Below are 24,388 nucleotides of genomic sequence, written 5' to 3'. Positions count from 1 at the left end.
GGTTTGTTAAACGATAGCGTGAATGGCAGCCTAAGGAAGGTACGTGCGCATACCTTCCTGGCAACATTGTTCTGTCAGAAACTCGCGCGTACCCCAAAGGTGTAGCGGGCGCCGTCATCAATCAACTGCACAAACTGCTCCTGATATCGGCCGTGACGTCTAAGGGTTTCCCCCGTTACATTAATGCCTTCAAGAAAGACAGTCAGGGTTTCGTTGATATCATAGCTGGCGCTTACATCCAACTGACCATAGGTTTCAGTAAAACGAGGCTCAGTTCCGCCTAACGGACTGACAAGATCCTGCATAAACCCTTCGCGATTGTTATACGCCACCCGAGCCTGTAGCGGGCCTTGTTCATAAAACAGCACCAGGTTTTGGGAATCGCCCAGTCCTTCTAACGCGAAAACCTCACTGGTATCGCTACTATCTAACGTCGCATCACTGTTAACCACCGTAGCATTAGCCTGAATGCCAAAGCCATTGTCGAAAGTGTGTAGCCACGCAATCTCCAATCCGTTTACATCAGCCGTTTCACCATTGCCGGGCAGTCTAACCGTGAAATCGTATGGCCCGCTTTGCAGGTTTAGCGTCTGCGACTCTACCGTTGCGACGATAAAATCTTCGACCTCTTTTGTGAATGCCGCAACTGCAAAATAACTTGTATCTGCGTAATACCATTCAAAAGAAATATCCATATTCGTAGACAGAAACGGTTTTAAATTCGCGTTGCCTGACTCCGCCTGAAGATTACCGGGACGGGTTACAGAGACGTTAAACACAGGTACCAGGTCGCTCATTGTGGGCCGCGTGAGTGTTTCTGAGTAGCCTAATCGCAACATCAAATCTTCGGTCAATTCAAGACGAGCATTAACGTTTGGCAGCAGGTTGGTATAGCTGTTTGATTCAGAAACGGGTACGCCGGTATCCGTGGCATATACTGCATTATAATCTGATGGATCGTTGGGAATGGGCTCAATATCAAGCAGCTCCCGTCCGAAACCACTGACAGAGGTATCGGTTTGACTAAAACGTAGCCCGAAGTTCACATCAACTGGCATATCAGAAAGCATAAAACTGAAATACATTTGCGAGTAGACACTTAACACTTCTTCCTTCACGCCAAATGAATTACTTCCCAAGGAAGGGTTATTAATGCTTTCTTCATCCAAAAGTGCCTGCACTTCCTCGACTGTCTGCCCAGTTGCGCCGGCGATTTGCTGTACGGCCTCGTCAGAAATAGCATAGTCAAAGTAAGCTTCAGGATCGTAGGTTATCCATTGTTGACTGGCTTGAGCAAAGAAGTTCTGCGGAGTAAAAACGCTTAGCAACTCATCGGGTATATCGTATTGATAGCCACAGTAGATACTGCATAAACTTGCCGAAATGCTATTATTTTGTTTTTGTCTGTCTTGATAATAAACGCCAAATTCCATCTTGGAAAATGCATTGTCCGAGTCAGGCAACCAGGTGAAATCGGCGCGATATTCATCAATGGTATCTTCAACATCAAATCCTTCCCGATTGGTGACATGCATCCGCCCTGCGGCTTTATCCACAAGAGCATCGCTGCCGCCATCAATTGTCAGCTCTGGAATATTGCCGGAATAGTCGAGACTGTAGCTATTGTTATAGCCTACCACGTTAAAGTTGTTTGCCCCGCCGCTATTATTTTTAGCCGTTGACGTAGAAACATCAAAGTTTGCGGTAAAGTAATCGTTGATTGCCCAATCGAAATTGATGCCGTAGGCCTGAATATCTACGTCCCGTGAAAAGCTCTGGCGAATAAAATCAGTCGCACCGCCAACACCCTCTACCAAAGTACTGTCGAGGCTTACAAGACTACCGTTTTCGCTAAACTCAAGGTTGTCGAGGTTGCTGTCAGATAACCAGTGCCCTACTCCCGTTGCATTTGAGGCAACTTCAAACTTCGAATACAGCGCATCGAGCTTCAGCATCATGTTATCTTGCGGCGCATACTGAACAACCACATTGCCGCTGGTCCGCTGCCGGTGCGCGAAATCCACGGTTTGATCAAAGTTCTGCGGCACATATACGCCGTTGAACTGCGCACTCTCACTATACGCAGGGTTATCTAATTCAGAACGGTTTGTAAGGCTGATATTCGGACGCCAGTAGCTGGTTTGCAGCATATTGGTTTGCGCTTTACGTTCCTGATAGGAACCTGCAACCAGTACCCCCAATTTGCCATCTAGAAAACGATTACTTACCAGACCCGAAACCTGCGGTGTCACTTCTTCTGAAATTTCCTCGTACATCCCTTTGGCACTGGCTGCGCCTGCAAAACCGTCAAAATCAAAAGGACTGGCTGTAGTGACGTTCACGGTTGCGCCAATTCCTCCCTCTTGTAAAGAGGCTATGGGGCTTTTGTATACATTAGCGCCGCTAATCAATTCTGCCGGTAAGGTATCAAAGCTGAATTCCCGGCCTTGGTTTTCGGTAGCGATTTGACGGCCATTGACCAACACCGTGTTAAACTGGGGGCCAAAGCCACGCACAGTAATAAACTGCCCTTCGCCGCCGCTACGGTCTATCGCCACGCCGGTGATCCGCTGCAGAGATTCAGCCACGTTCTGGTCCGGAAATTTACCCAGGTCCTCAGCCGAAATACCGTCAGATACTACCGCAGACGCTTTTTTGTTTAACATGGATTCTCTTAGGGAGTTTTTGAAACCACGCACTTCAATAACTTCGTAGCCGTTACCTTCAGTTGTATCTGCCGAGCGCTGTTGGGCATGAGCATGGGAAATGTTCATAGCTGCAACGATGGAAAAGCCAATGGCTGAGAGTTTGAAAGAGATTGGCTTATATCGCGATTGTTGACTTAAATTCGTTTTAGTATGTCTCACAGTACTTTCTCCAGTCGTATTGAGTGTTTTACAAATTTTTGGCTTCGGTACCTCACTTCGCCTGCCTTTAAGAAGATAAAAAATTGGCAGAAGACAAGGTAAACGCTTAACCCTTTCCGACGAAAAAAAGCTCCCAGTGCTAAAAATAAGGAACCTTTGCTATCAAAAGGTGATAGATATCGAATGAATTGAAAGTTAATTCTTTGATTTAGAATCAAGTTAGAAGAGCTAAAGATCTTCTATAAGTTTTTATTGTTTTGGTCACAAAAGATTAAACGTTATCTCTTTGACGTTATTTTAGTTATAGGAGAAGGTCTTATATTTGTAAATGCGATGTAATAAAAATAAGACAATATTTTTATCATGCAAAAGCGGAAGATTGAGATTGATAGCGTTTTGCATAGATAAGTGCACAGATAAGAGAACGCAGGGCTTTCAGTTCAAGATCCATTGTTGAAGGAATGCCTTGGGCCTGTCGGCTGGGCTTATCGCTTGGGCCTTTCGCCTGGGCTTATCGCTTGGGCCTTTCGGCTGGGCCTTTCGCCTGGGCCTTTTAAAATAATGCAACGCAGAAATGGGGGGAAAGTAATCGTGGCGCAAAAAGCACTAGCAAAACTCTCTGCAGCAGAAACAGGAGTGACGGGCGCTTAAGCAGATGCGATAGTGCTGGACCTGCCCATCCAGTCTTTATTGGCTGGAAAATTTTCCAGCCGTAACCCTAGTCTATAAGCCCCGCGGCCTGATGCAGTTCACGAAGCTTTTTCGCAGACATTTTTTCTACTTTTCTGTCGTAGGTCAAAATTCCGTTCACTTCTGTTTCTACGTCGGAGGTTTGCGTATAAACCCCAGCCGACACTCCTTGCTTTTTAAGCTTGCCCAAGTTGTTGATGGAGTTTTCATAGCGCTTCCGCCAAGCTTCAATTGACTCAGGCATGTTGCCATAAATCATTTTCTTACGCTTGGGTGCCCATTCGTGCCCCTCTACTACCCAACCATGGCCGCCGAATTCACCCACAACTTTCACATAGCCGTCAAATATAGGATCGTCAAAGAGAAACTTGGGCTCCGGATAATGATGCGCATCGGCAATGTCGCCGATAGGAAAAAAGTTACCGCCACTGGCGATATTTAAATATCGGGTTGGGTCGTACTCCATCACAAATTTGCCCACTTCTTCGGTTTGATGCTGGCCCCAACGCTCGTTAAAAGCTGTCCACACAACAATGCTCGGATGGTTGTACAGCGTGTCCATCATGGTTTCCAATTCAAGCATAAATTGCGCATGAGCCCAGGTTGGCCAGTCGGCTTCCACGTCCCCTTTGGTGCGATCAGGATAGGTTTGGGAAGACTGATGCCACACCGGCCATTCAGACTTATTACCGTCGCTATCGACTCCGCCGGAGACATGATCTTGCCACACCAGCATACCCAGCCGATCCGTATGATAATAGTAGCGGCGATTTTCTACCTTCTTATGCTTGCGGATCATATTAAAGCCCGCGTCTTTAAGAAATTTAATGTCCGACACCATCGCGGCATCACTAGGCGGTGTTAATAGTCCATCCGGCCACCAACCTTGATCCAGTGGCCCCCAGTGAAAAATCGGTTTACCGTTTAACATAAATTGCAGATTGCCATTTTCATCTTTTTGCTGACCAACCGTTCTAAAGCCGGTATAGGATTTGACTTGGTCGACTACCTTGCCTTTGTGCTTCAGTTGCAGTGTGATGTCGTAAAGAGTTGGTGAAGCTGGCGACCACGGCTTAACATCGTCAATTTTCATCGAGAAAACCGGTTGCTGAGAACGAGTACGCGCTATTTCCTTACCATTTAATGAAACCGTAGCGCTAATACTAAGATTGTCGTCGGCTTGGTTAAACCGACTCGCGATATGCAAATCCCCTTCATGATTTGCTGTAATTGCCACATCGTCAATGTAGTTTTCATTTAGCTGTTCCAACCACACTGTCTGCCAGATTCCTGAGACAGGTGTATACCAGATCCCTTCATTATTGCGGGTTTGTTTTCCCCGCAGTTGGTAGCGGTCCGGGGAATCAGTGTCATCAATCACCCGCACGGTGAGCACATTATCACCCTGCATTATGGCTTCGCTGACGTCGAGACTAAAAGGCAGATTACCACCTTGATGGCTACCCACAAACTGGTCGTTAAGCCAGACCTTACAGGCATAATCTACCGCTTCAAAGTGTAGTAAGCTGTGGCTTTTTACCGCTTTCACTGCAAAAGTCCGCTGATACCACAGCGCATCGGTAGTGCCCAAGCGACGCCCGATGCCGGAAAGTGGACTCTCGATCGCAAAAGGCACAAGAATATTTCCCTGCCATTGCTCTGGCTGCCCATGGTGTCTTGGCACCACGGCGTAGCTCCAGCTACCATTTAAGTTTTGCCATTGTTCACGTTGCAGTTGCGGGCGCGGGTATTCCTGCCACGCGTTTTCTGGCGTCACGGCTTCTCCCCACTCGGTCATAAGGGCAGTATCATTATTCAGTGCGTCTGTACCTGAAGGCGCACTGATGCTTTCGCCTTTGTCTAGCGGTTCGCCAAAGTTAGGTGAACCATCTTTATGCCAGGTGAAAGGTTTAATATTGACATCGCGATCCCAGCCTGCACCTTTAAAGCGGGCGGTGTGATAGACAATCCAATTTTCAATGCCATCAGGCGACGTAGTAAAAGACGCGTGACCCGGGCTAAAAACTTCATCTGTACTGCTAAATACCGGCTCAGGATGCTTTTTCCAGGCGGCAGCATTAAGCGGGTCGTCGCCAGTAAGGCGAAGCTGCCCCAGGGCGTAGTGATCTGTCCAGCTGCCACTGGCAGAATAGATAATAAATACGTTGCCGTCCGGATTTTTCAGCACTTGCGGCCCTTCATTGACTAAAGGGTTGCCGTGGGTTTCCCATTCAAATTCCGGTTCAGAGATCAGCACACGTTTGCTACTGATCGTGGTGGGGTCAGACATTTGCGCAATATACAAATTTTGCTGCACATTGGTATCGCCTTCCCAGCCTGACCAAATAAAGTAGAGTTTATCTTTGTACTGTAAAACCGTGCCGTCGATAGCCCATTTGTTGGCTGGCGCCGCCACTTTACCTATTAGGCTGTAGCTGCCCTGAGGATCAGCCGTGTCCGATTTGAGTACGTACATACGATGATTAACATTATCGCCATCGTCAGCAGCAAAGTAGATATACCAGCTGCCTTGCAGATAAAACAGCTCAGGGGCCCAAAGTTCTTTCGCATAGTTCGTGCCCGGCTGTGCCGACCACACCGGTGCGCCTTGATACTGCACTGCATCTACCAGACTTTGGCTTTTGTTTATCCAGATTTTGTCGTCTTGAGAATAAGCGTAATAATACTGCTCGTCTTTTTTTATAACCCACGGATCTTTGCCGTGGGGCGCGACCGGATTGGTGATGTCTTTGGCAATGCTGCCTAGCGGCAACAGCAGCAGTAAAAACAGCCAGAGCGTTCTTTTCATTGCGTGCATAGAATATTCTTTACTGTGATAAATAGGAAAAGCAGGCCGCTGCCAGAGAACGGGTCAGCGACCTGAAGGGACAAGTTACTTAAGATTTTTCCTGGCGCGATCTTCCGACAACATTTCCCATAACGACGCAACCACCCAACCTGGCGCGAAAATATCGTTATAGAAGCCTTTGCCAAAATGGCCATAATCCCAGTTGGTGTGTTGAACCACTTCCGGGTGATAACCCACCTTACCGATGTTGACCATATGATTGGGCCGTGGCAGCAACTGGCTTTTCATCGACGATTCGATAACCTCGGCAAATTTCTGGAGACGAGGATCGTTGCGCTCTTGCGCAAGCCAGCGCAGTACGTCAAGATAGCCGAAAATAAACACGTCTACATGGTTGTTTTCAACCGAAACATTCCCCCAGCCGCGAGTTTTGAAATCCACATCACCCAGCATCATGCCTTTGGCAAAAGGTACATCCCAAAGGTAATACCAGGACACCACAAAGTAGTTAGCTTTTAACGCAAGATCGGTATATTGCTCATGCTTTTCGCCTTCAGTTACCAGCGCCAGGTAATAAAACGCAGTTGCGGTATAAAAAGCAGCTTCTTTGTCTACGCTGTTAGCGTCCAGCGTTGACGAGAAATAATCTGACTGCTTAACAATTTCGTTTTCTAAAAACTTACCTGCTTTTTCTGCTGCCGCCAAATAACTGTTGTTATCAAAGTATTTGTAAGCAAGCACTAGCGCCAACACCGCTGAAGCACTGCTGCCTTCAGATTCATCTTTAACGTTCATGTTGGCGTCGAACTTACGGGGGAAACCACCAGTGGAAGTTTGTAATGCCAACATATTTTTAAGCAGACGCTTAATTTCCTTTTCCCATTTCGGATGTTTACGACCTTGTGCCTTTTCGTAGTTTAGATACAGCAACGTCGCATATACGCCTTCCGACTGACGACGAATCGAATAGGTGTCGGTTTCGGTATTATCTTCAAAGTTAACATCTTCACGCAGAAAGCCCTGAGGGTTAAAGCCGTTTTCTTCATAGCTGTCGAAGACCGCCTTGCCCATTTTTACTAGTTCAGGGTTGCCGTTATCTTTGCCGTATTCCAGCGCGTTAAACGCGTTCAGTAGTACTCGACCAATAAACCCAACTTCCAGAATTGGTCGCACTTCTGCATCGGCGGTAGTAATATGCTGCCCTGAAAAGCCCTTTAATTCATAATCGCCGACGTAACTCTGTAGATAAAACTGTGACAGCACGTCTTTGACTTCAGCGGTGGAAAGTTCCGGCTCCAACGGTGCAGGGGCGAGAGTATCAAAGGCATACTTCCAGGTGTTTTCAACGAAACCAGAAAACTGCTTGGCTTCGCCTTCACGAATTTCGTAATGCAGGCTGATTGATTCGCCTTCTTTTAACGTAGCAAACGCCTGTGACTGTGGAGCCAGTGTCAGCTTGCGCTTATAAGTGTAAGGCGCTTCAAGATACGGATAGCCAAAGCTAAGATACGTTTCGCCCTGTTTTTCACCGAACCCAACGCTTCCCAGATCAGAAGAACCAGAGAGGATCATTTCGCCCTCACCGGGTAATGCAGGTGCGTCTTTTTGGTGATCGTCCATCCGCAAAACGGTTAACGACTTACCTGATTTAGTATCAAACACGCTGGTCATCGGAATGCTGAGTCTGTCTTCCCGCACGCTCCAGTCTGTGCTTTCCTCGGCAGTAGGTGCGCCTTCTGAGGAACGATTATTCTTTTTATACCAAAGGCCGGGCAACAGGAATTCGCTGTTGGCATAGGAAAATTCAGTAGGAAGCACCGTTTGCAGATTAAAGTTTACGGTTTCTTCTGCGGTAAGCGTAAAGGTGAAATCATCATCTTCCTGCTTAACGCTGACTCGCATCTTAATATCCTGAGGCCCAAGCAGCTGCCATTTCTGCTCGCCATCTGCTTGCCACTTCAGGTCATAATGCTGCGCCGGGTTACCTGCTGTTTTCAAATACAGCGATGTCATCATGTCCAAAGGTTGCGCCAGTCCCCAGCAGGAAACCAGACTGCATACCGTACCTATGGCAAAGGGTGTCATCCGCATTATTTGTCCTTTTTCGTCAACTAAACTGTGTAAATATATGAAGTAGGGGAAGGCATTTGCCCTCCCCTAGAGATACTAAAACTGGTAGCTCACGCCCACTGAAACAGTACGGCCTGGATCACGTCTGTCGCGAGAGCGGTCTGACATGCCCCAATAGTTATAGAACTTCTCATTATTCAGGTTGGTGCCGTCCAACGTAATGGTAAGATCTTCTGTCACGTTATACCCGATAGAGGCATCTACCCGTCCTGTGGCACGTACTACACTGGTACCCGGCTCTTGAATACCCGCAGCGGAGAAGGTTTCGATGTACTCGCCGCGGTAGTTATAAGCCACTCGCGCAAACAGATCGCCTGATTCATAAATCAGTACGGCATTACCGTTATTCTTCGACACTTGCGAAAGGTCAGATTTAAACTCTCCGCCAGCCCCGTCAGGTACAGTGGTTTCACCATCGATATAAGTGTAGTTCAGCTGCACACCTAAGCCATCAAACGGTGCCGGCAGTTCTTTAAAGAACTTGGTGTAAGACAGCTCAACACCTTGCAAGTAACCTTCACCAGAACTGTACGGGCGGCTAATGTAGTAGGTTTGCCCGTCAATAATTTCTTCTGTGGATAAGGTTGAAATATAGCCGCTGATATCCCGGTAGAAAATTGCACCGGAAACGATACCACCATCTTCTGGATAATATTCCAGACTCAAATCGTAACTGGTCGATTCAATCGGGTCGAGATCCGGGTTACCGCCACCGCCGTAACCTACCGGCGTTCCTGGCGCGGGAGGTGTATAACTGAGGTTGGGGTTCAGATCGCCAAAGGCTGGCCGCGATACCGTTTTTGATACAGCAGCTCGCAATACTACGTCATCGGTAAAATGAATATTTGCGTTTGCATTGGGCAAAACATCGGTTTTTGATGCGCCTTCGTTATATTCTGTGACAACGCCATCGACAGTGCCGTAAGAACGCATATCACGATCGACCTGACTAACCCGGACACCTACGCGTCCATCCACCCGATAGCCCGCGACCTCGGTATCGTAACTGGCTTGCACATAACCTGCGGTAATATCTTCTTTGGCATAAAAAGAACGGGTTGGATCCATGGCCGGACGTTCTGTGCTAAGGCCGTAGACATCGCGAATTTCGGGTTTGTGATCAAGCATATATTCATAATCTGCTGCTACAAATCCAGGCAGATTTAAGTAAGTAGCACCGCCCATATCTACCGGCGTCAGATAATCAGGCCCGAAAGCCTCAGCAGGATTATTCGGCCCTGGTCCGTCGTTGGTGACAGAATCGGTAGCAATTTGATCCGCATCATGGGTCGCGTACCGTATTCCGCCGGTGATCTTAGTAATAATTCCAGCTTCAAGCTCATATTCCGCGTCAATGGTAAAGGCCGTTTCTTCACCGGTGGTCGAATCCCACGGCTGAAATAATCCACCAGAAACAAAGTTAGCAGGATCCTGCGTACCACCGCCTACAATTTCGAAATTGCTATGACGGTCATCATTGGTCTGATAGGCGACATCTACACCATAAAAATGCCAATCCTGAATGAAGTTTTCAAAATCTCGCTGAGTGTCGGTATAAACCAGTTCAGACTTAATTTTCAGGTTTTGCTGATTGTCCCACTTGACGCCCAGGGCAGTTTGCGAAATGTCTACATCTGAGGTAATTGCATGGGTTCCCGCAAGGAATTGGGAATTGTTTGCTACACCACTGGCGGTATAACAAACAGGATCGGCGGCACCGATATCGGTACATAAATCGTTATTAGGCGCGAAGGTGTAGTCGGTAATCTGGTTGCCGTTTACAAAGCCGATACCAAAGATCGTATGCTGTTGATGATCAAGCCCTGCATACAAGGAATCGAGATAAACTTCTGTGGTATCGTTCGGGCGCCATTGCAATGCCACATTTGCCTGCATCCGCTCCCGCTGACCTTTGTCACTGGTAAGTCCCACTGAAAGCGGTACGCCAATGGTCTCGCCAGTTGGTGTGTTATCTGTGGCCAAGGTTTCCGCCGTGAACGAATTGGTTTGCTGGAAGTTATCTTCCATATAAGACACGTTCACCAGCGCACCAAACTCCTGGCCGTTAACTTTCCAGCGGTCGCTCAATAAGCCACTGACAACTTTATCTTTATCTTCGGCATATTGATCATCGGTAATTCGTCCACTTACCGCACCTTTAAAACCTTCAAAGTCAAAAGGATTACGTAGCTTAATATTAACCAGTCCTGCAATGCCACCAGCAACCTGTTCGGCACTACGGGATTTATAAACTTCTACGCCGGCAAGCGCTTCAGCAGGCAAATCCTGAAATGCAAAGCCTCTGCTTGTCGTTGAAAAAATGCTGCGACCTTCAATAGTCGTCGTCACATTGGGTAACCCGCGTATCACCACACCGTTTGTTTCCCCGGCACCGCGCGCCACCTGAACACCAGGTATACGCTGCAAAGCATCGGATGTGGTTAAATCGGGAAATTTACCGATATCTTCAGCAAGCACCACATCAACAACGTTCTCGTTGAAACGCTTTTCATCCAAAGCTTTAATCAGATTGCTGCTAAAGGTTCCTTTAACGGCAATAACTTCAATATCATCTTTGGCTGGCTCTTGTTCTGTACTTTCTTGTGCCATTGCCAATAATGGAGTTGTAGTCAGTAAAGCGGCCATGACCGATTTACTTAAAATTTTTAACGGTGTTTTCATGGTCTCTCCAGATAACTGAGCGCCCAGCAGCCACACCTTCGCGGATTCCAGCGCTTTTCATTTCGTGTCCTACCTTTTGCGCAACCAGCAAAAGGTAAACGTTACACCCAAACTGCTAAGTTAGTAAATATAAGGTAAACCAGTTGTAATGTAAACGCTCTACCTAAAATTGTTTTAGTTTTTGTTAAGCCCAGTTTACATGTGAGGTAAACGCTTACAAAGATGGGCGAAATTTTCGGAAGTCCAGATATCTCTAAAGGTAAACGTTATACATTTACAATATCTTCAGGTTCAAGGAATCGCCCCTATACTTTTGATATTTGAAGTCTAGGACGACGACACTTTTCTGGTGAGGTTTGTGTTAGGCATTACAGCTACCACGAGCGATACGCCCTTTTTTTTCGTAAAAGACTACATATGAATGAAAAGGCAAAACGAGTACATCATTCAGAACCCGTCGTAGGCGCTGTGCAACAACATAGATGCTGCGGCACAGCGCTCAGGAAAGGGTTTTCAGCGTGTTCTAGTGGCTCAGACTCAGGACAGTTACTTGGGCTTTTATGCCCACAGGGAAGCGAGAAGGCAGTTTTTTTAAAAGCAAAAGAAAAGGCCGCTGAATCGTTAAAACCAGCGGCCTTTTTGTATTTATTGCTAACTTACTCGATTACCACCATGTAATATAAAATGCAGCAACAATCATAAGAACAGCAAGCGAGGCAACGTTGAAGCTCGACTTGGTTTTAAAATCAATTTCACCCAGTTCAATAGCATGCTGATGCTGGCCTTTGCCTTCCATCAGTGAAATTACTACCGCCAAAGCCGTACATAGCAAGAACACCAAGCCGACTCTGTCGATAAATGGCAATGAAGGCCAAAACATCCAGCCCAACAAACTGAACACGAAGGAACCAACGGCGGCAACCAAACCCGCGTTAGCGGTAGTGCGCTTCCAGAACATGCCTAATGCAAACAGGGCTACGATCCCCGGCGTAAAGAAGCCGGTAAATTCCTGAATATACTGAAACGCCTGATCGAAGTTGCCTAAGAGAGGTTTAGCCACAATCATGGCAATGATCAATGACGCGAAACTTACGATTCGACCCACTTTCACATAGTGATGCTGAGTTTCATCAGGCTTGCGATCTTTATAAATATCCATAGTGAAGATAGTAGAAACACTATTGGTCATTGATGCCAGCGAAGAGACAATTGCCGCTACCAATGCAGCAAAAATTACGCCTTTTAGCCCTACCGGCATCAAGTTCATTAACGATGGATAAGCTTCATCGGCGCGGTCCAGCCCTGGCACAATGAGTACTGCAGCGATACCGGGTACCACCACGATCAGCGGCATGAGCAGTTTAAGGAAAGCAGCAAACACTATTCCTTTTTGCGCTTCGCCAAGGCTTTTTGCCGCAAGCGTGCGCTGAATAATGTACTGATTAAAGCCCCAGTAGGATAAATTCATAATCCACATTCCACCAATCAATACAGATATTCCCGGTAAGTCCATATAATTAGGATTATCTTCAGACAATATCATGTCGAATTTTTCTGGCAGCTGATTGGTTAAATCGATAAAACCTTGCACCGGGCCATTTCCATCGCTGATAAGGTTAAGCGCGGTATAGGAGAGAAACAGGCCGCCCAATACTAGCAGGACAACCTGAATAATGTCTGTCATGGCGACGGCTTTTAATCCACCGTAGAGTGAATAGGCTAATGAAAAAGCGCCGAGGAAAATCATCCCGTACACCAGATCAACCCCGGTGATGGTGTTAATGGCAAGAGCGCCCAGCCAAAGCACAGCAGTAAGATTGACAAAGATATATACACCAAGCCAGAAGATAGCCATTACCTTGCGCACTCGATGGTCGTAACGTTGCTCCAAAAACTGCGGCATGGTATAGATTTTATGTTTCAGGAATATCGGCAGAAAGTACTTTCCGACAATAATTAAGGTCAGTGCTGCCATCCATTCGTATGCTGCAATCGCCAAACCTATTTTATAGCCAGAACCTGACATACCAATGATTTGTTCTGCAGAAATATTTGCTGCAATCAGAGACGCTCCGATTGCCCACCAGGGAAGGCTTGATCCAGCAAGAAAGTAATCATTAGTATCTTTTTCATGACCCGTTCTTTCGCGCGAGACCCACCACGCTATCCCTATCAGCGCCACTACGTATGTTACAAATAACGCTATGTCCAACGTCTCAATATTCATATTGCTTCCCAACGCATGCTTGTTGTTTTATTTGGTTTTATATTGGCGGTGTTCAGGCAAATGCCCCCCGCTCTGCCGAACATATGTAAATGGATTGTTTATATCCGGTGCGCGCATGATAGTGCTTATCTACTGCTTTCGTCACCTCTAAAACCATATTTTTTGGTACCAGAGCAACCACGCAACCCCCAAAGCCACCGCCGGTCATTCTTACACCGCCTTTATCTGCCAGCACTTCAGAGATAATTTCTACCAGATAGTCGATAGGCGGCACTGTAATTTCAAAGTCATCCCGCATGGAAATGTGCGATGCGGCCATAGCTTCACTCACTGTTTTAATATCGCCGCTATTTAACGCATCAAACATCTGCAGCGTACGCGCGTTATCCGTAAGAATATGGCGGGCGCGTCGGTAGGCAACCTCTGACATGTTGAGCCGGTGAGATTCCAACATTGCCAAATCCGCTTCCCGAAGACTGTTTAAGTTCATTGCCTGCGCGGCTTCTTCACATTGCTGGCGACGCAAATTATATTCGCTATCCACCAGCCCGCGCTTCACATTGGAATTGATAATTACAATCGCCAGATCATCTGGCAGCGATGTATACTGAAACGCCAGGGAGCGGCAGTCCAATAACATTGCCTGGCCTTCTTTACCCATGGCGGAAACGAGCTGATCCATAATACCGCAGGAACAGCCAACAAAGGTGTTTTCCGCTTTTTGCCCTAGTTGCGCAGCTTCAACACCCTCAAGAGGTAAGTTGTAAAGCGCTTTAAACGCTTTTAGCACCGCAATTTCGAAAGATGCCGATGAACTTAAACCTGCACCTTGCGGCACGTTACCGGTAACCATTAAATCCGCCCCGCCAATTTGCGGATAACTCGCTTTAAGCACTGTGGTTACGCCGCGAACATAATTGGCCCACCCCTGGTTGTTGTCAAAGGCAATATCTGCAAGAGGAAACACGTTCTCCTGATTGTCATAATCCAGCGCAATAACGCGAACATTATTGTCGTCCCGTTTTGACGCGGCGACCCAGGTGCCAAAATCTATTGCAGCGGGAAAAACAAAACCCTCGTTGTAATCTGTATGCTCGCCGATAAGATTAACCCGGCCCGGCGCCTGCACAATGCACTCGGGCACTTTATTGAAACTGGCTTTAAACTGCTGTTGTAGCAAAAGTTTATTATCCATTAACATTCGCTTCCTTATAATGAACATCTGACAAAACCTGCAATTTTGCCGCCGCTTGTTCGGGCGTTAAATCCCGCTGCGCTTCAGCCATCATTTCATAACCCACCATAAACTTGCGTACGCTTGCTGAGCGGAGAAGCGGCGGGAAAAAGTGGGCATGAAGCCCCCATTCGGGATGCAATTCTCCATCATTAGGTGCGCTGTGCCAGCCCATGGAATAAGGAAAGGAGGTGTTAAACAAGTTGTCATAACGTACCGTTAACTGGCCAATAACCGACGCCAGTGAGGCTTGCTGGTCATCATTAAGCTGCGTAAGTGATTGCGCGGCAAACCGTGGTAACAGCAAAGTTTCAAAAGGCCATGCTGCCCAATAGGGCACCACCACCAGCCAATCTTCATTGCTACAAACTACCCGTTCCTTTGCCGCTAATTCGCGTGTTGCGTAATCCAGCAGTAAATTGCTCTTGTACTGCTGGTAATAATTTTTAAAGTGGGTTAATTTTTTTTGTGCCAGCGTGGGTAAGTGATGCTGCGCCCAGATCTGACCATGAGGATGAGGATTAGAACATCCCATCATGGCACCTTTATTTTCAAAAATCTGTACCCAGAGATGGTCCTTGCCCAGTTCTTGCGCCTGCGCTTTCCAGCATTTCACCACTTCAAGACGCTGCACGTCCGAAAGTTCAGGTAAGGTTTTACTGTGATCGGGAGAAAAGCAGATAACGCGGCTACTGCCCTGCTCAGATTCAAAGGTGAACAGAGGATCGTCGCTAGCGGCTTGCGGCGTATCTTCCCGCAACGCAGCAAAATCGTTTTCAAACACATAGGTGCTGGAATAATCAGGATTAATTTCACCGTTAACCCGCGTGTTGCCGGGGCACAAATAGCACTCTGGGTCATAAGACGGTCGAGAGTCTTCTGAAGGCGACTCAGACTGTCCCTGCCAAGGGCGCTTCGCCCGGTGGGGAGAAACCAGAATCCATTCTCCAATCATTGGGTTATAGCGTCGGTGCGGGTGATCTGTCGGATCGAATTCAGATTGCATAAACTCTCTCTTGTCTCAATTAATGCGCCGCCAACCGCAGGAAGCTGACTGCACGCCAAGTCTGTTTGCTCCATAGATTAGGTAAACGATTACCCTTCTAGTGCAAAGAAAAGCCGATAAACCCGCTCTTTCAAGCTTGCCTATCGACTGTAGTCTTACTCGGTAGTGCTAAAGCGATAAACAATTTTAGAAGAATAGGTATCTTCGGGTTGTAATATAGTCGAAGGAAAATCTGGCTGATTAGGCGAATCAGGATAAAATTGCGGCTCCAGCGCTATCGCTGAACGATATTGATACACCTGATCATTTTTGCCTGTCGTCGTTCCATCTAAAAAGTTACCCGAATAAAACTGTACCGCTGGGTTGTCTGTGAGAATTTCCAGCACTCGCCCGCTTGCCGGGTCGGTCACTCTGGCAGTCACTACCATTTCGCCTTGAGGATGATCTTTTAGTACAAAGTTATGGTCGTATCCTTTGCCAAATTTCAATTGCTGATTGTCGGCATCAATATCTCGGCCTATGGGTTTTGCTTGTGTGAAATCAAAGGGCGTACCTTTAACCGGGCGCACTTCGCCAGTGGGTATCAGCGTTTCATTTACGGGGGTAAAGCCCTCGGCATTAAGCATAAGCTCATGATCAAGAATGCTGCCGCCGCCAGCCAGGTTGAAATAACTGTGATTGGTAAGATTTACTGGTGTCGCCTGGTCAGTTTTTGCAGTAAAACGTAAGCTCAGTTCATTTTCATTATTAAGTTCATATACCGCAGAAACTTTAAGATTACCCGGATAACCGCCTGCACCATCTTCGCTGTTTAAGGTAAGTTTGAGGCCGGTGGTGCCGTCCTTAGTGAAGCTTTCTGACTGCCAGACCTGTTTATGAAAACCTTCAGAGCCGCCATGCAGGTGGTTCGGGCCGTCATTGGTTTCCAACGTATACTCTTCGTCGTTCAGAGAAAATTTTCCATCGGCGATACGATTTCCATAACGACCAATCAACGCGCCGAAGAAATTAGTATCAGCGGTATAGTCTTTCAGGTTGCCATAGCCTAATACCACATCATCAAACTTGCCGTTTTTATCCGGCACATCGATAGAGGTGATGATACCGCCGTAATTAGTAATTTTTACCCGCATACCTTTGGCATTCGTTAACGTGTAAAGGTAGACGTCTTTTCCGTTTGCGGTGCCAAATTCGGCTTGGTCGACAGAGGCGCTCTGCGCGCTACAGCCTGCCAGAGACAATATTCCTGCTACGACAACTGCCCCTGTCAAAGATGAATAGAATGATGAGGCGTGGAATTTTTCCTTTACCGTCAAATGCTTCATGTAGATGTATCCTTATTAACGCGCGCCGCAGAATGCGCTTAGAAATAGTTTCGCAAGTTTGACCATACAGATTATTAACAATATCACAACAAGGGTATACGTTTTCCCTTCGTTTGAAAAGACTCTTTTTTCAAAATTTCTATGGTCATAAAGAAGGAAGGTAAAATTTTCCTTATATTTTTACAATATTTTACTTAAGATGTGAAGATACCAAGGGGAAACGGTTACCCGCATTTAGTTACTTAAGGATATTTACCCACTACATGGCTACTATTAAAGACATTGCTAACGCCGCTGGCGTTTCGTTAGCGACAGTGTCGCGCGTAATCAACAATGGTCCTAAGGTGGGCGATGCAACGCGTGAACGTGTAAAAGCAATTATGACTGAAATGGGGTATCGCCCCAACGCTAACGCCAGAGCGTTGGTGACTAAGCGTAGTGCTTCGCTTGGTGTCGTGCTGGCTGAGCTTCTTGATCCGTTTTTCGCCACCCTCGCTCACGGTATTGAATCTGTCACGCGAAAGCACAACGTACAAATTCTTATGAGTGCCGGTTCTATTGAAAAGGCGACGGAATTAAAAGCAATCGAAACCTTACTCGAACACCGGGTTGAAGCGATGGTAGTGCATAGCAAGGCACTGGATGATGAGGTTCTAATCGAATTTGCCCGTCAGGCTCCTGGCTTTGTGTTAATCAATCGTTTCATTCCCGAGATTGGAAATCGTTGCGTGTGGTTAGATAACGTAGCTGGCGGTCGAATTATGGCTGAACACATGCTAAAACAAGGCCATAAAAAACTGGCTGTAATTAGCAGCCGTTATCAGATTGATGATCCTGTGGATAGGATCACCGGTATTCGTCAGGCGTTACAATCTGCCGGTATTGATTTACCCGAAAGCCATATCGAATACAGTACACCTGATCAGGAAGGGGGCGAAAAATGTATTCAAAACCTGCTTGCGAAAGGCGTCGACTTTACCGGAGTACTGGCATATAACGATGCAATGGCATCCGGAGCTATGACTATGCTGCTGGATCATCATATTGACATTCCCAGCCAGGTTTCGGTGATAGGTTACGATGATGTACTACTGGCAAAATACAGCCGCCCGAAGCTTACTACTTTGCGTTACCCCGTGGAAATGATGGCCGCAAAAGCCGCTGAACTGGCACTTAGTTATGCCAGCGGAAAAAAACCTGAAGCCGACATTACGTTTAAATATACGCCCACCATTGTAAAACGGGAATCTGTGCTGCGGCTATAGATTCGCAGGCGTTTCTGCCAGACCTTTGACGCCTGGCTTTAACATAAACACTGCGCCACTGTGGGGATGATCTGCTAATGTTTTATTCGTTAGCCCGATAGTGGCAGAAGTAACCACAAGCGTATCGCGCGCAGGCCCACAAAATGCCACACTTGTAATTTGCGGGGCGGGCAATGCGATACGCGCGACCAATTCTCCTTGCGGCGAAAAACGCATCACCGCATAGCCATCCCATGCCGCTACCCAAAGATGATCCTCTGCATCTACGGTAATGCCATCGGGGTAACCCATATCTTCACTAAACTTTACAAAAACTGCTTTGTCTGATACGCCGTGAGCATGTAAGTTAAAACGGTAAACTGTACGTGTCGCTGAAGCGTTGGAATAGAGGTGGGTATTAGCCGCGTTTACCGCCGGACCGTTGGAAACGGTATAGCCGCGGTCAATTGCAGTTAGCTTTTTTTGGTTTTCTATTACATATAAACTGCCGCTCTGGCTTTGTTCGGTATCATCCATCGTGCCGAAATACACTCTGCCCTCACGATCTGTTTTGCCATCGTTTAACCGGTTTGTCAGGGGCTCACCTTCCATACTTAAATATAATTGGCGGTTGAAGGTTAATGGGTCCAGCTCATAGATGTTCCGTCGAAACCCCGCTAAAAGAGTGCCCCGGTTCGTATCCATCACCCAGCAAATTGGTTCAGGCATCGCAATACGGGTTACCGCCCGGCTTTGCCAATCCATTCGATAAAGCGCATGACCTTTTATATCAACCCACAGTACACTTTCCAGCAGCTCACTATAGTATGCACCCTCGCCCAACAGGCAGTGGCATGAAATGATATCTATATGTAAATCTGCAGGCATACACAGTTCCAGTTTCAGGCTCGAAAAGTGAAGGTATCCAGAGCGTGTTGACCTTTGCTGTTCACTATTTTGTAGATATGGGGGCTACATAGTTCGCGCCGCAATCAATACAGTTTATTTTGAACAGAATTCGGACAGCAAAGGTCAACACGCGCTAATCATGAAAAAATATCAGTGCCAGCCCTGAAAGCGTTGCAGTAAGCAGGATTAGCTGACGAAGGCGTGTTTCATTGATATTTTTGCTGATGAATACGGATAAAATCCAACCCAAGAGAATAGCGGGAACGCACTGAATAAACAATTGTAAATCATGATGCCCAGCCGCGCCGGTAAACCACAACACCAGAATGCCAAAAAGATTGATATAAACGAAGAAAATACTCAGGTTCGCTTTAATTTTTCCCTGCTCTTCGGTTTGATATAAAAGTCCCATCGGCGCTCCGCCGGCGGAAGTTGTTGTACCCATAAAACCTGAAATCATGGCTGCAACTAAATTGGATATAACGGAAAGACGAGGCGTAACGCCTATTAACGATAACGCAACAGCAAATAAAATAGAAAGGCCGAATAACAGCTGATACTGGTGGGAATCGATATAGAGTAAAACGCTACCCGCCACCAACACGCCAGCAGTTCCCCCGAGGATGGAAAAGCCTGTTTGCTTTAGGTCAATTTCGCCATGATGTTTGGCAGATAGCAACGTGGTGAGTAATAATGCGTTTAGGATCATTGGCCCAGGCACCAGCTCAGGCATTAACAGAAAAACCACCGGCGCGCACAGTAAGCCTAGCCCAAAGCCAATCACGCTTTGCAGACAAGAGCCGATTATCAGTACAATATAAACCAATATGAAATCGGTCAAGGTAATATCCACACCCGTTACTACTGTCGGGAGTTAGCTGCCAATGTCACCTACGCCCGTAAATTTTAATATAATATTACTATATATGTCAGTTGAGTCAGGGTTGTGTCAACTTTTATTACGCAATCTTTTAACAATTAGTAAGGGTTGTTGACCTTTAAGTCCAACCTGCATCAACAATTAGAGATTGAGCTGTCATCATTGCACTATCGTCAGAGGCTAAAAAAAGAGCTGCACTAACAATATCTTCCGGTTGCAATGTTTTATGGATGCATTGATCTTTTTGTACCTCGTTCACGATATCCGGGTTAAGCCAGTGAGTCATTTGGCGTTCAGTCATCACCCAACCCGGGATTAACGTGTTAACGCGAATGTTGTCTTGCCCCAGTGTTCCTGCCAGTGAACGAGATAGCCCTTCGATGGCGGCTTTTGCAGTGGTATAGGCAGGCATAACGATTTGTTTGATGCGCCAGCTTACCGACCCCATATTGATGATGCTTCCGCCACCAGCACGCCGCATATGAGGAGCAACGGCCTGAGCGGAAAAGAAACACGGCCGCAGATTCACGGCAAAACGATCATCCCAGTATTCCGGAGAAACCTCTTCAAGCGCGTGTCGGGTATCATCGGCGGCATTGTTAATTAATACCGTGATATCACCCTGCGCTTCCCGCGTTTGCTCAATGGCGCCAGTCAACGCTTCAATATTGCGGATATCACAGTAAATAAAACTGGGGTCGTGACGGTAAAGCCCAACAGCGTTTGCGCGCAGCATTTCACTTTTTTCCTGCGCCATGTCGACAAAGGTGACCTTAGCCCCCTGCTCTGCAAAGCGCGTAACCATTACCTCACCTATGCCAGTACCGCCACCGGTAATAAATACGCTTTTGTCCTGCAAACTAGGATATTGTGCAAGTTTATTTTTCTTAGAGGGCATAACGACCTTATCTGCTGACGGATAGGAAAGAAAATATGCATCGTAGATTGGTATTAGCCAACACTTTTTTTGGCTTCCATACTCGCTATTTCATTTTCAATAAATGTCATTGCTTCGTCGATCAGGTAAGACATCATATTTTTTGCCTGCTCAGCTTCGCCGTTAAGAATAGCGATATAAACTCTGTTATGTTCTTCAGCGATAGTTTTTTTACTACCTTTAGCTGGCGTCGTGTGCTGAATACTTACGTTCAATGCAGTGCGAATAAAATCTCGCAGTTGAAAAAAGAAGCGGTTACCACTGGCCTGTAAAACGGCGGTGTGAAATGCCAGGTCTGCTTCAAGCAGATTCCCTTCTGACTGTATCGCTGCAGCTTGCATAGCTTCGAGAGCCTTTGCTATTTCAGCAATGGCGTTTTGATCGCCCTTTCTGGCGGCAAGTGCTGCGGCCTGAGGTTCTATGGCCTGCCGGACTTGCAAAAACTCCTTCAGAACATGTAACGAAGGGCTGCTTTCCAGCATCCACTTCAATACGCTGGTGTCATAAAGGTTCCAGTTATCCGGCGATTCTACACGTATGCCTTGACGCGGGCGGGAGGAGATCAGTCCTTTGGCTGCCAACATCTTGACAGCTTCACGCACAGCGGTACGGCTGATGCCGTATTCTTCACAGAGTTGAGCTTCCGTTGGCAACCCCATGTTTCCGCTATACGCGCCAGCAATAATAGCCTTACCCAGTTCATTCGTTACGCGCTGCGATAAGTTTAGATTCTCGATACGAGCCATGGTCATTCCTTAAACGATATAGCAGCTATCATACTACCTTATCAGCTGCTCGTCACGATTGGGGTGAACTGGTCTTGACCAGAGAAATAATGTTTAATATTTGGTGAATAGTCGTAAAGAGCAGCGCAATTGGCTTTAGCTGAATTGTTAGCAACCGGGATTTGGTGGCTTGGGGCTTAACCTATTTTTAACAAGCCCCTTCCATCTCACTAATTTATAATATAATATTTTTAATAATCGCTAACTGCCGTTTTTGCGGCTTTTATATGGAATAGTTATGGTAGAACTGAGTACGCTAGATTGGCTGGTACTTGCAGGTTTCTTTGTCCTGCTACTGGCTGTGGTGGGAATGTCCATGCGGCAGAAAGAAGAAGATACCGCTGATTATTTTCTCGCCGGTCGTAACGCCAGTTGGTTAGTTATCGGCGCCTCAATTTTCGCCTCTAACATAGGTTCAGAACATCTCGTCGGATTATCAGGCGCCGGGGCTGAATCGGGTATGGCACTGGCTCATTGGGAATTACAATCCTGGATCATATTACTGCTGGGTTGGGTTTTTGTGCCCTTCTACTATAGCAGCAAGGTTTACACCATGCCCGAGTTCCTTGAGCGGCGTTTCAATTCTTCCTCTCGTACCTTCCTTTCCGTTATTTCCCTGATCAGTTACGTGTTGACGAAAGTTGCAGTAACCGTTTATGCAGGTGGCGTAGCGTTTAAAACCATACTGGGTATTGAAAGCCTTTGGGGCATTGATTTCTTCTGGATTTCAGCATTGGGACTGGTGGTAATTACCGGAATTTATACCGTACTTGGCGGCATGAAAGCCATTATGTGGACATCGGTATTACAAACACCTGTGCTAATTATTGGTTCTGTATTTATTCTGGTAGTGGGCCTGGATCAAGCGGGTGGCTGGGCAGAAGTAGAGCGCATCAACCGCGACAATATGCACCTGATCCGCACCGCATCTGATCCCGCATTCCCGTGGCCGGGCATTATCTTTGGCTCCTTTATTATTGGTTTCTGGTACTGGTGTACCGACCAGTATATCGTGCAGCGGGTACTGTCAGCTAAGGGTATAAAAGAAGCCCGTCGCGGTACCATGTTTGCCGGTTACCTAAAACTGTTACCAATTTTCATTTTCCTGTTCCCGGGAATGATTGCAGTAGCATTGAAAGCCAAAGGGGTTATCTCTTACGATTCCGCAGACCAGGCGTTTCCTACTTTAGTAGCGCAACTACTTCCCTCGGGCGTTAAAGGCATTGTCATAGGTGGATTGGTTGCAGCATTAATGAGCTCTCTGGCGTCTTTGTTCAATTCTTCCGCCACTCTTTTTACTATCGATTTTTATAAACGATTTAAACCGGATTCCAGTGAAAAGCACCTGCTAAAAGTGGGACGCTGGGCCACTGTTGCTATTGTGGTTTTGGGGATGGCATGGATACCGGTAATGAGCATGATTGCGGATGTACTTTATGAATACCTACAAAGTGTTCAGTCGCTCATTGCCCCAGGTATTGCAGCGGTATTCTTACTCGGGCTGATAAGTAAGCGGGTTACGCCAACTGCCGGTTTTGTCGGCCTTGTGGCTGGTTTTGTGCTGGGTATGATTCGTCTGGTATTACTACCGTTCCGCGACAGCCTCACCGGTACCAGCGTCGCCTGGATCACTGACATGAACTGGTTGTACTTCTGTATTCTGCTGTTCGTTGTGGTAGTGGCTATTATTATTGTCACCAGTATGTTCACCGAAAAAGCTTCAGAGGAAAAAATACAAGGCTTAACCTTCTCGAGTCTCGGTAAAGATACGATGAAGGAAGTCGTCGCTGGCCTGGATAAGTGGGATTACATCCATACTGCGGGTATTTTAGGTATTACTGCGTTTATCTATATTCGCTTCTGGTGATTTACGGAAAACGGATATTCTTATAAAGGGGCGCGTCGGCGCCCTTTTTTTGTGTCTGCGACCTGTTGTAATACCTTCGAACGGTAACGCTCACCGAGCCTGCTCAGGAGTTAACGGGCAAAGTTAAAGATTCAGGACAAGAGCATGAATGAATAAAATTCAGCAATCTCAACGAATAAGCAAAATTTCTCATCCGAAACGCCGTAATATTATCCCTGATGGCTCTGCTGGAGCATTCATGCTCCAGAAGTTCGGCTAAGAAATCTTCACTTGTCGCTTAAAATTATTCGCGATCTCTCCTGGTTAAAGACAAAACAAGACATTGTTTTCCATTAAATAGGGACAACAAGGATATAAACAGTTGGAGGAATCTGCCGAGTTTGAAATTTCGCTGATTGAGCACTGCTTTCTGCGCTTTGAGATTAGACTGGTTCTTTGATTTTTCCGACAGGATTGACATATCAACGCCGCCAGATTTTGGTACCCATTCGTTGCAGGAATAATAGAAAGCAGCCGCAAGAACAAGGTAGCTACGCAGGCAAACGCTTTTTGAACATTCAGATGATTGTGTGGACGGCCGAAGAGTGAGCCTGTCCAGAACTTTTTAAGCGCTACATTCCCCTTGCGTTGGTGGCCCACGTTCCGCTGCAGGGTGCGCTGCTTCTTTTACTCGTCCTCTTTACTCATGTTTATTAAATAAAAGCGGTGTGTCCATGATTTTACTGCTAACACTTTTGTTATTAAAGCTCCCATGGAAAACTAGTGCGGTAGCTTCCATGGGAGCTAATTTAACGCG

At 46.7% G+C, this 24,388-nt stretch carries 14 protein-coding genes; 2 read left to right on the top strand and 12 right to left on the bottom strand.

Annotated elements, in window-relative coordinates:
- Positions 1 to 74: 74 nt before the first annotated feature.
- The 8 genes from CA267_RS11035 to CA267_RS11000 form a co-directional block, all read right to left on the bottom strand.
- Positions 75 to 2,867, bottom strand: a complete 2,793-nt coding sequence (locus tag CA267_RS11035; RefSeq protein ID WP_075607427.1) for a TonB-dependent receptor — start codon at positions 2,865 to 2,867, stop codon at positions 75 to 77.
- Between the two features lie 718 nt (positions 2,868 to 3,585).
- Positions 3,586 to 6,375, bottom strand: a complete 2,790-nt coding sequence (locus CA267_RS11030) for a glycoside hydrolase family 2 (protein WP_075607429.1) — start codon at positions 6,373 to 6,375, stop codon at positions 3,586 to 3,588.
- Positions 6,376 to 6,450: 75 nt separating this feature from the next.
- Positions 6,451 to 8,457 carry a hypothetical protein gene (locus CA267_RS11025; protein WP_075607430.1) on the bottom strand — a complete coding sequence of 669 codons (2,007 nt, stop codon included), beginning with the start codon at positions 8,455 to 8,457 and terminating at the stop codon, positions 6,451 to 6,453.
- A 75-nt stretch (positions 8,458 to 8,532) separates the two neighbouring features.
- The gene (locus CA267_RS11020; RefSeq protein WP_139316205.1) at positions 8,533 to 11,178 is read right to left on the bottom strand and encodes a TonB-dependent receptor; all 2,646 of its coding nucleotides are present in this window, start codon (positions 11,176 to 11,178) and stop codon (positions 8,533 to 8,535) included.
- Positions 11,179 to 11,842: 664 nt separating this feature from the next.
- Positions 11,843 to 13,405: a sodium/sugar symporter gene (locus tag CA267_RS11015; RefSeq protein ID WP_075607433.1), complete on the bottom strand. Its 1,563-nt coding sequence runs from the start codon at positions 13,403 to 13,405 to the stop codon at positions 11,843 to 11,845.
- Positions 13,406 to 13,457: 52 nt separating this feature from the next.
- Positions 13,458 to 14,600, bottom strand: a complete 1,143-nt coding sequence (galK, locus tag CA267_RS11010) for a galactokinase (RefSeq protein WP_075609891.1) — start codon at positions 14,598 to 14,600, stop codon at positions 13,458 to 13,460.
- A complete protein-coding gene (locus CA267_RS11005) occupies positions 14,593 to 15,645 on the bottom strand; it encodes a UDP-glucose--hexose-1-phosphate uridylyltransferase (protein WP_075607434.1) in 1,053 nt (350 codons plus the stop codon). Before CA267_RS11005 ends, galK begins: the two co-directional genes overlap by 8 nt.
- Before the next feature lie 155 nt (positions 15,646 to 15,800).
- Positions 15,801 to 16,970 carry an aldose epimerase family protein gene (locus CA267_RS11000; protein WP_083638199.1) on the bottom strand — a complete coding sequence of 390 codons (1,170 nt, stop codon included), beginning with the start codon at positions 16,968 to 16,970 and terminating at the stop codon, positions 15,801 to 15,803.
- 263 nt (positions 16,971 to 17,233) lie between these two features.
- Here CA267_RS11000 and CA267_RS10995 point away from each other — a divergent pair, with 263 nt between their 5' ends.
- A complete protein-coding gene (locus CA267_RS10995; protein ID WP_075607435.1) occupies positions 17,234 to 18,235 on the top strand; it encodes a LacI family DNA-binding transcriptional regulator in 1,002 nt (333 codons plus the stop codon).
- Here CA267_RS10995 and CA267_RS10990 read toward each other — a convergent pair.
- The 4 genes from CA267_RS10990 to CA267_RS10975 form a co-directional block, all read right to left on the bottom strand.
- Entirely contained in the window at positions 18,230 to 19,102 is an 873-nt protein-coding gene (locus tag CA267_RS10990; protein WP_075607436.1) for an SMP-30/gluconolactonase/LRE family protein, read from the bottom strand. The two genes, CA267_RS10995 and CA267_RS10990, sit on opposite strands and share 6 nt — an antisense overlap.
- 154 nt (positions 19,103 to 19,256) lie before the next feature.
- Positions 19,257 to 19,964: a sulfite exporter TauE/SafE family protein gene (locus tag CA267_RS10985; protein WP_075609893.1), complete on the bottom strand. Its 708-nt coding sequence runs from the start codon at positions 19,962 to 19,964 to the stop codon at positions 19,257 to 19,259.
- Positions 19,965 to 20,121: 157 nt separating this feature from the next.
- Complete coding sequence (locus tag CA267_RS10980) at positions 20,122 to 20,901, bottom strand: SDR family NAD(P)-dependent oxidoreductase (protein ID WP_075607437.1); 780 nt, start codon at positions 20,899 to 20,901, stop codon at positions 20,122 to 20,124.
- Positions 20,902 to 20,954: 53 nt separating this feature from the next.
- Positions 20,955 to 21,686: a FadR/GntR family transcriptional regulator gene (locus CA267_RS10975; protein WP_075607438.1), complete on the bottom strand. Its 732-nt coding sequence runs from the start codon at positions 21,684 to 21,686 to the stop codon at positions 20,955 to 20,957.
- 277 nt (positions 21,687 to 21,963) lie between these two features.
- On the opposite strand from CA267_RS10975, the gene CA267_RS10970 reads away from it, so the two are divergent.
- On the top strand, positions 21,964 to 23,592 hold the full coding sequence (locus CA267_RS10970; RefSeq protein WP_075607439.1) for a sodium:solute symporter: 1,629 nt from the start codon (positions 21,964 to 21,966) through the stop codon (positions 23,590 to 23,592).
- The last annotated feature ends 796 nt before the right edge of the window (positions 23,593 to 24,388 follow it).

It is taken from the genome of Alteromonas pelagimontana (genome assembly GCF_002499975.2).
Lineage (GTDB): Bacteria > Pseudomonadota > Gammaproteobacteria > Enterobacterales > Alteromonadaceae > Alteromonas > Alteromonas pelagimontana.
This window is presented reverse-complemented; position numbering and strand designations above follow the sequence as displayed.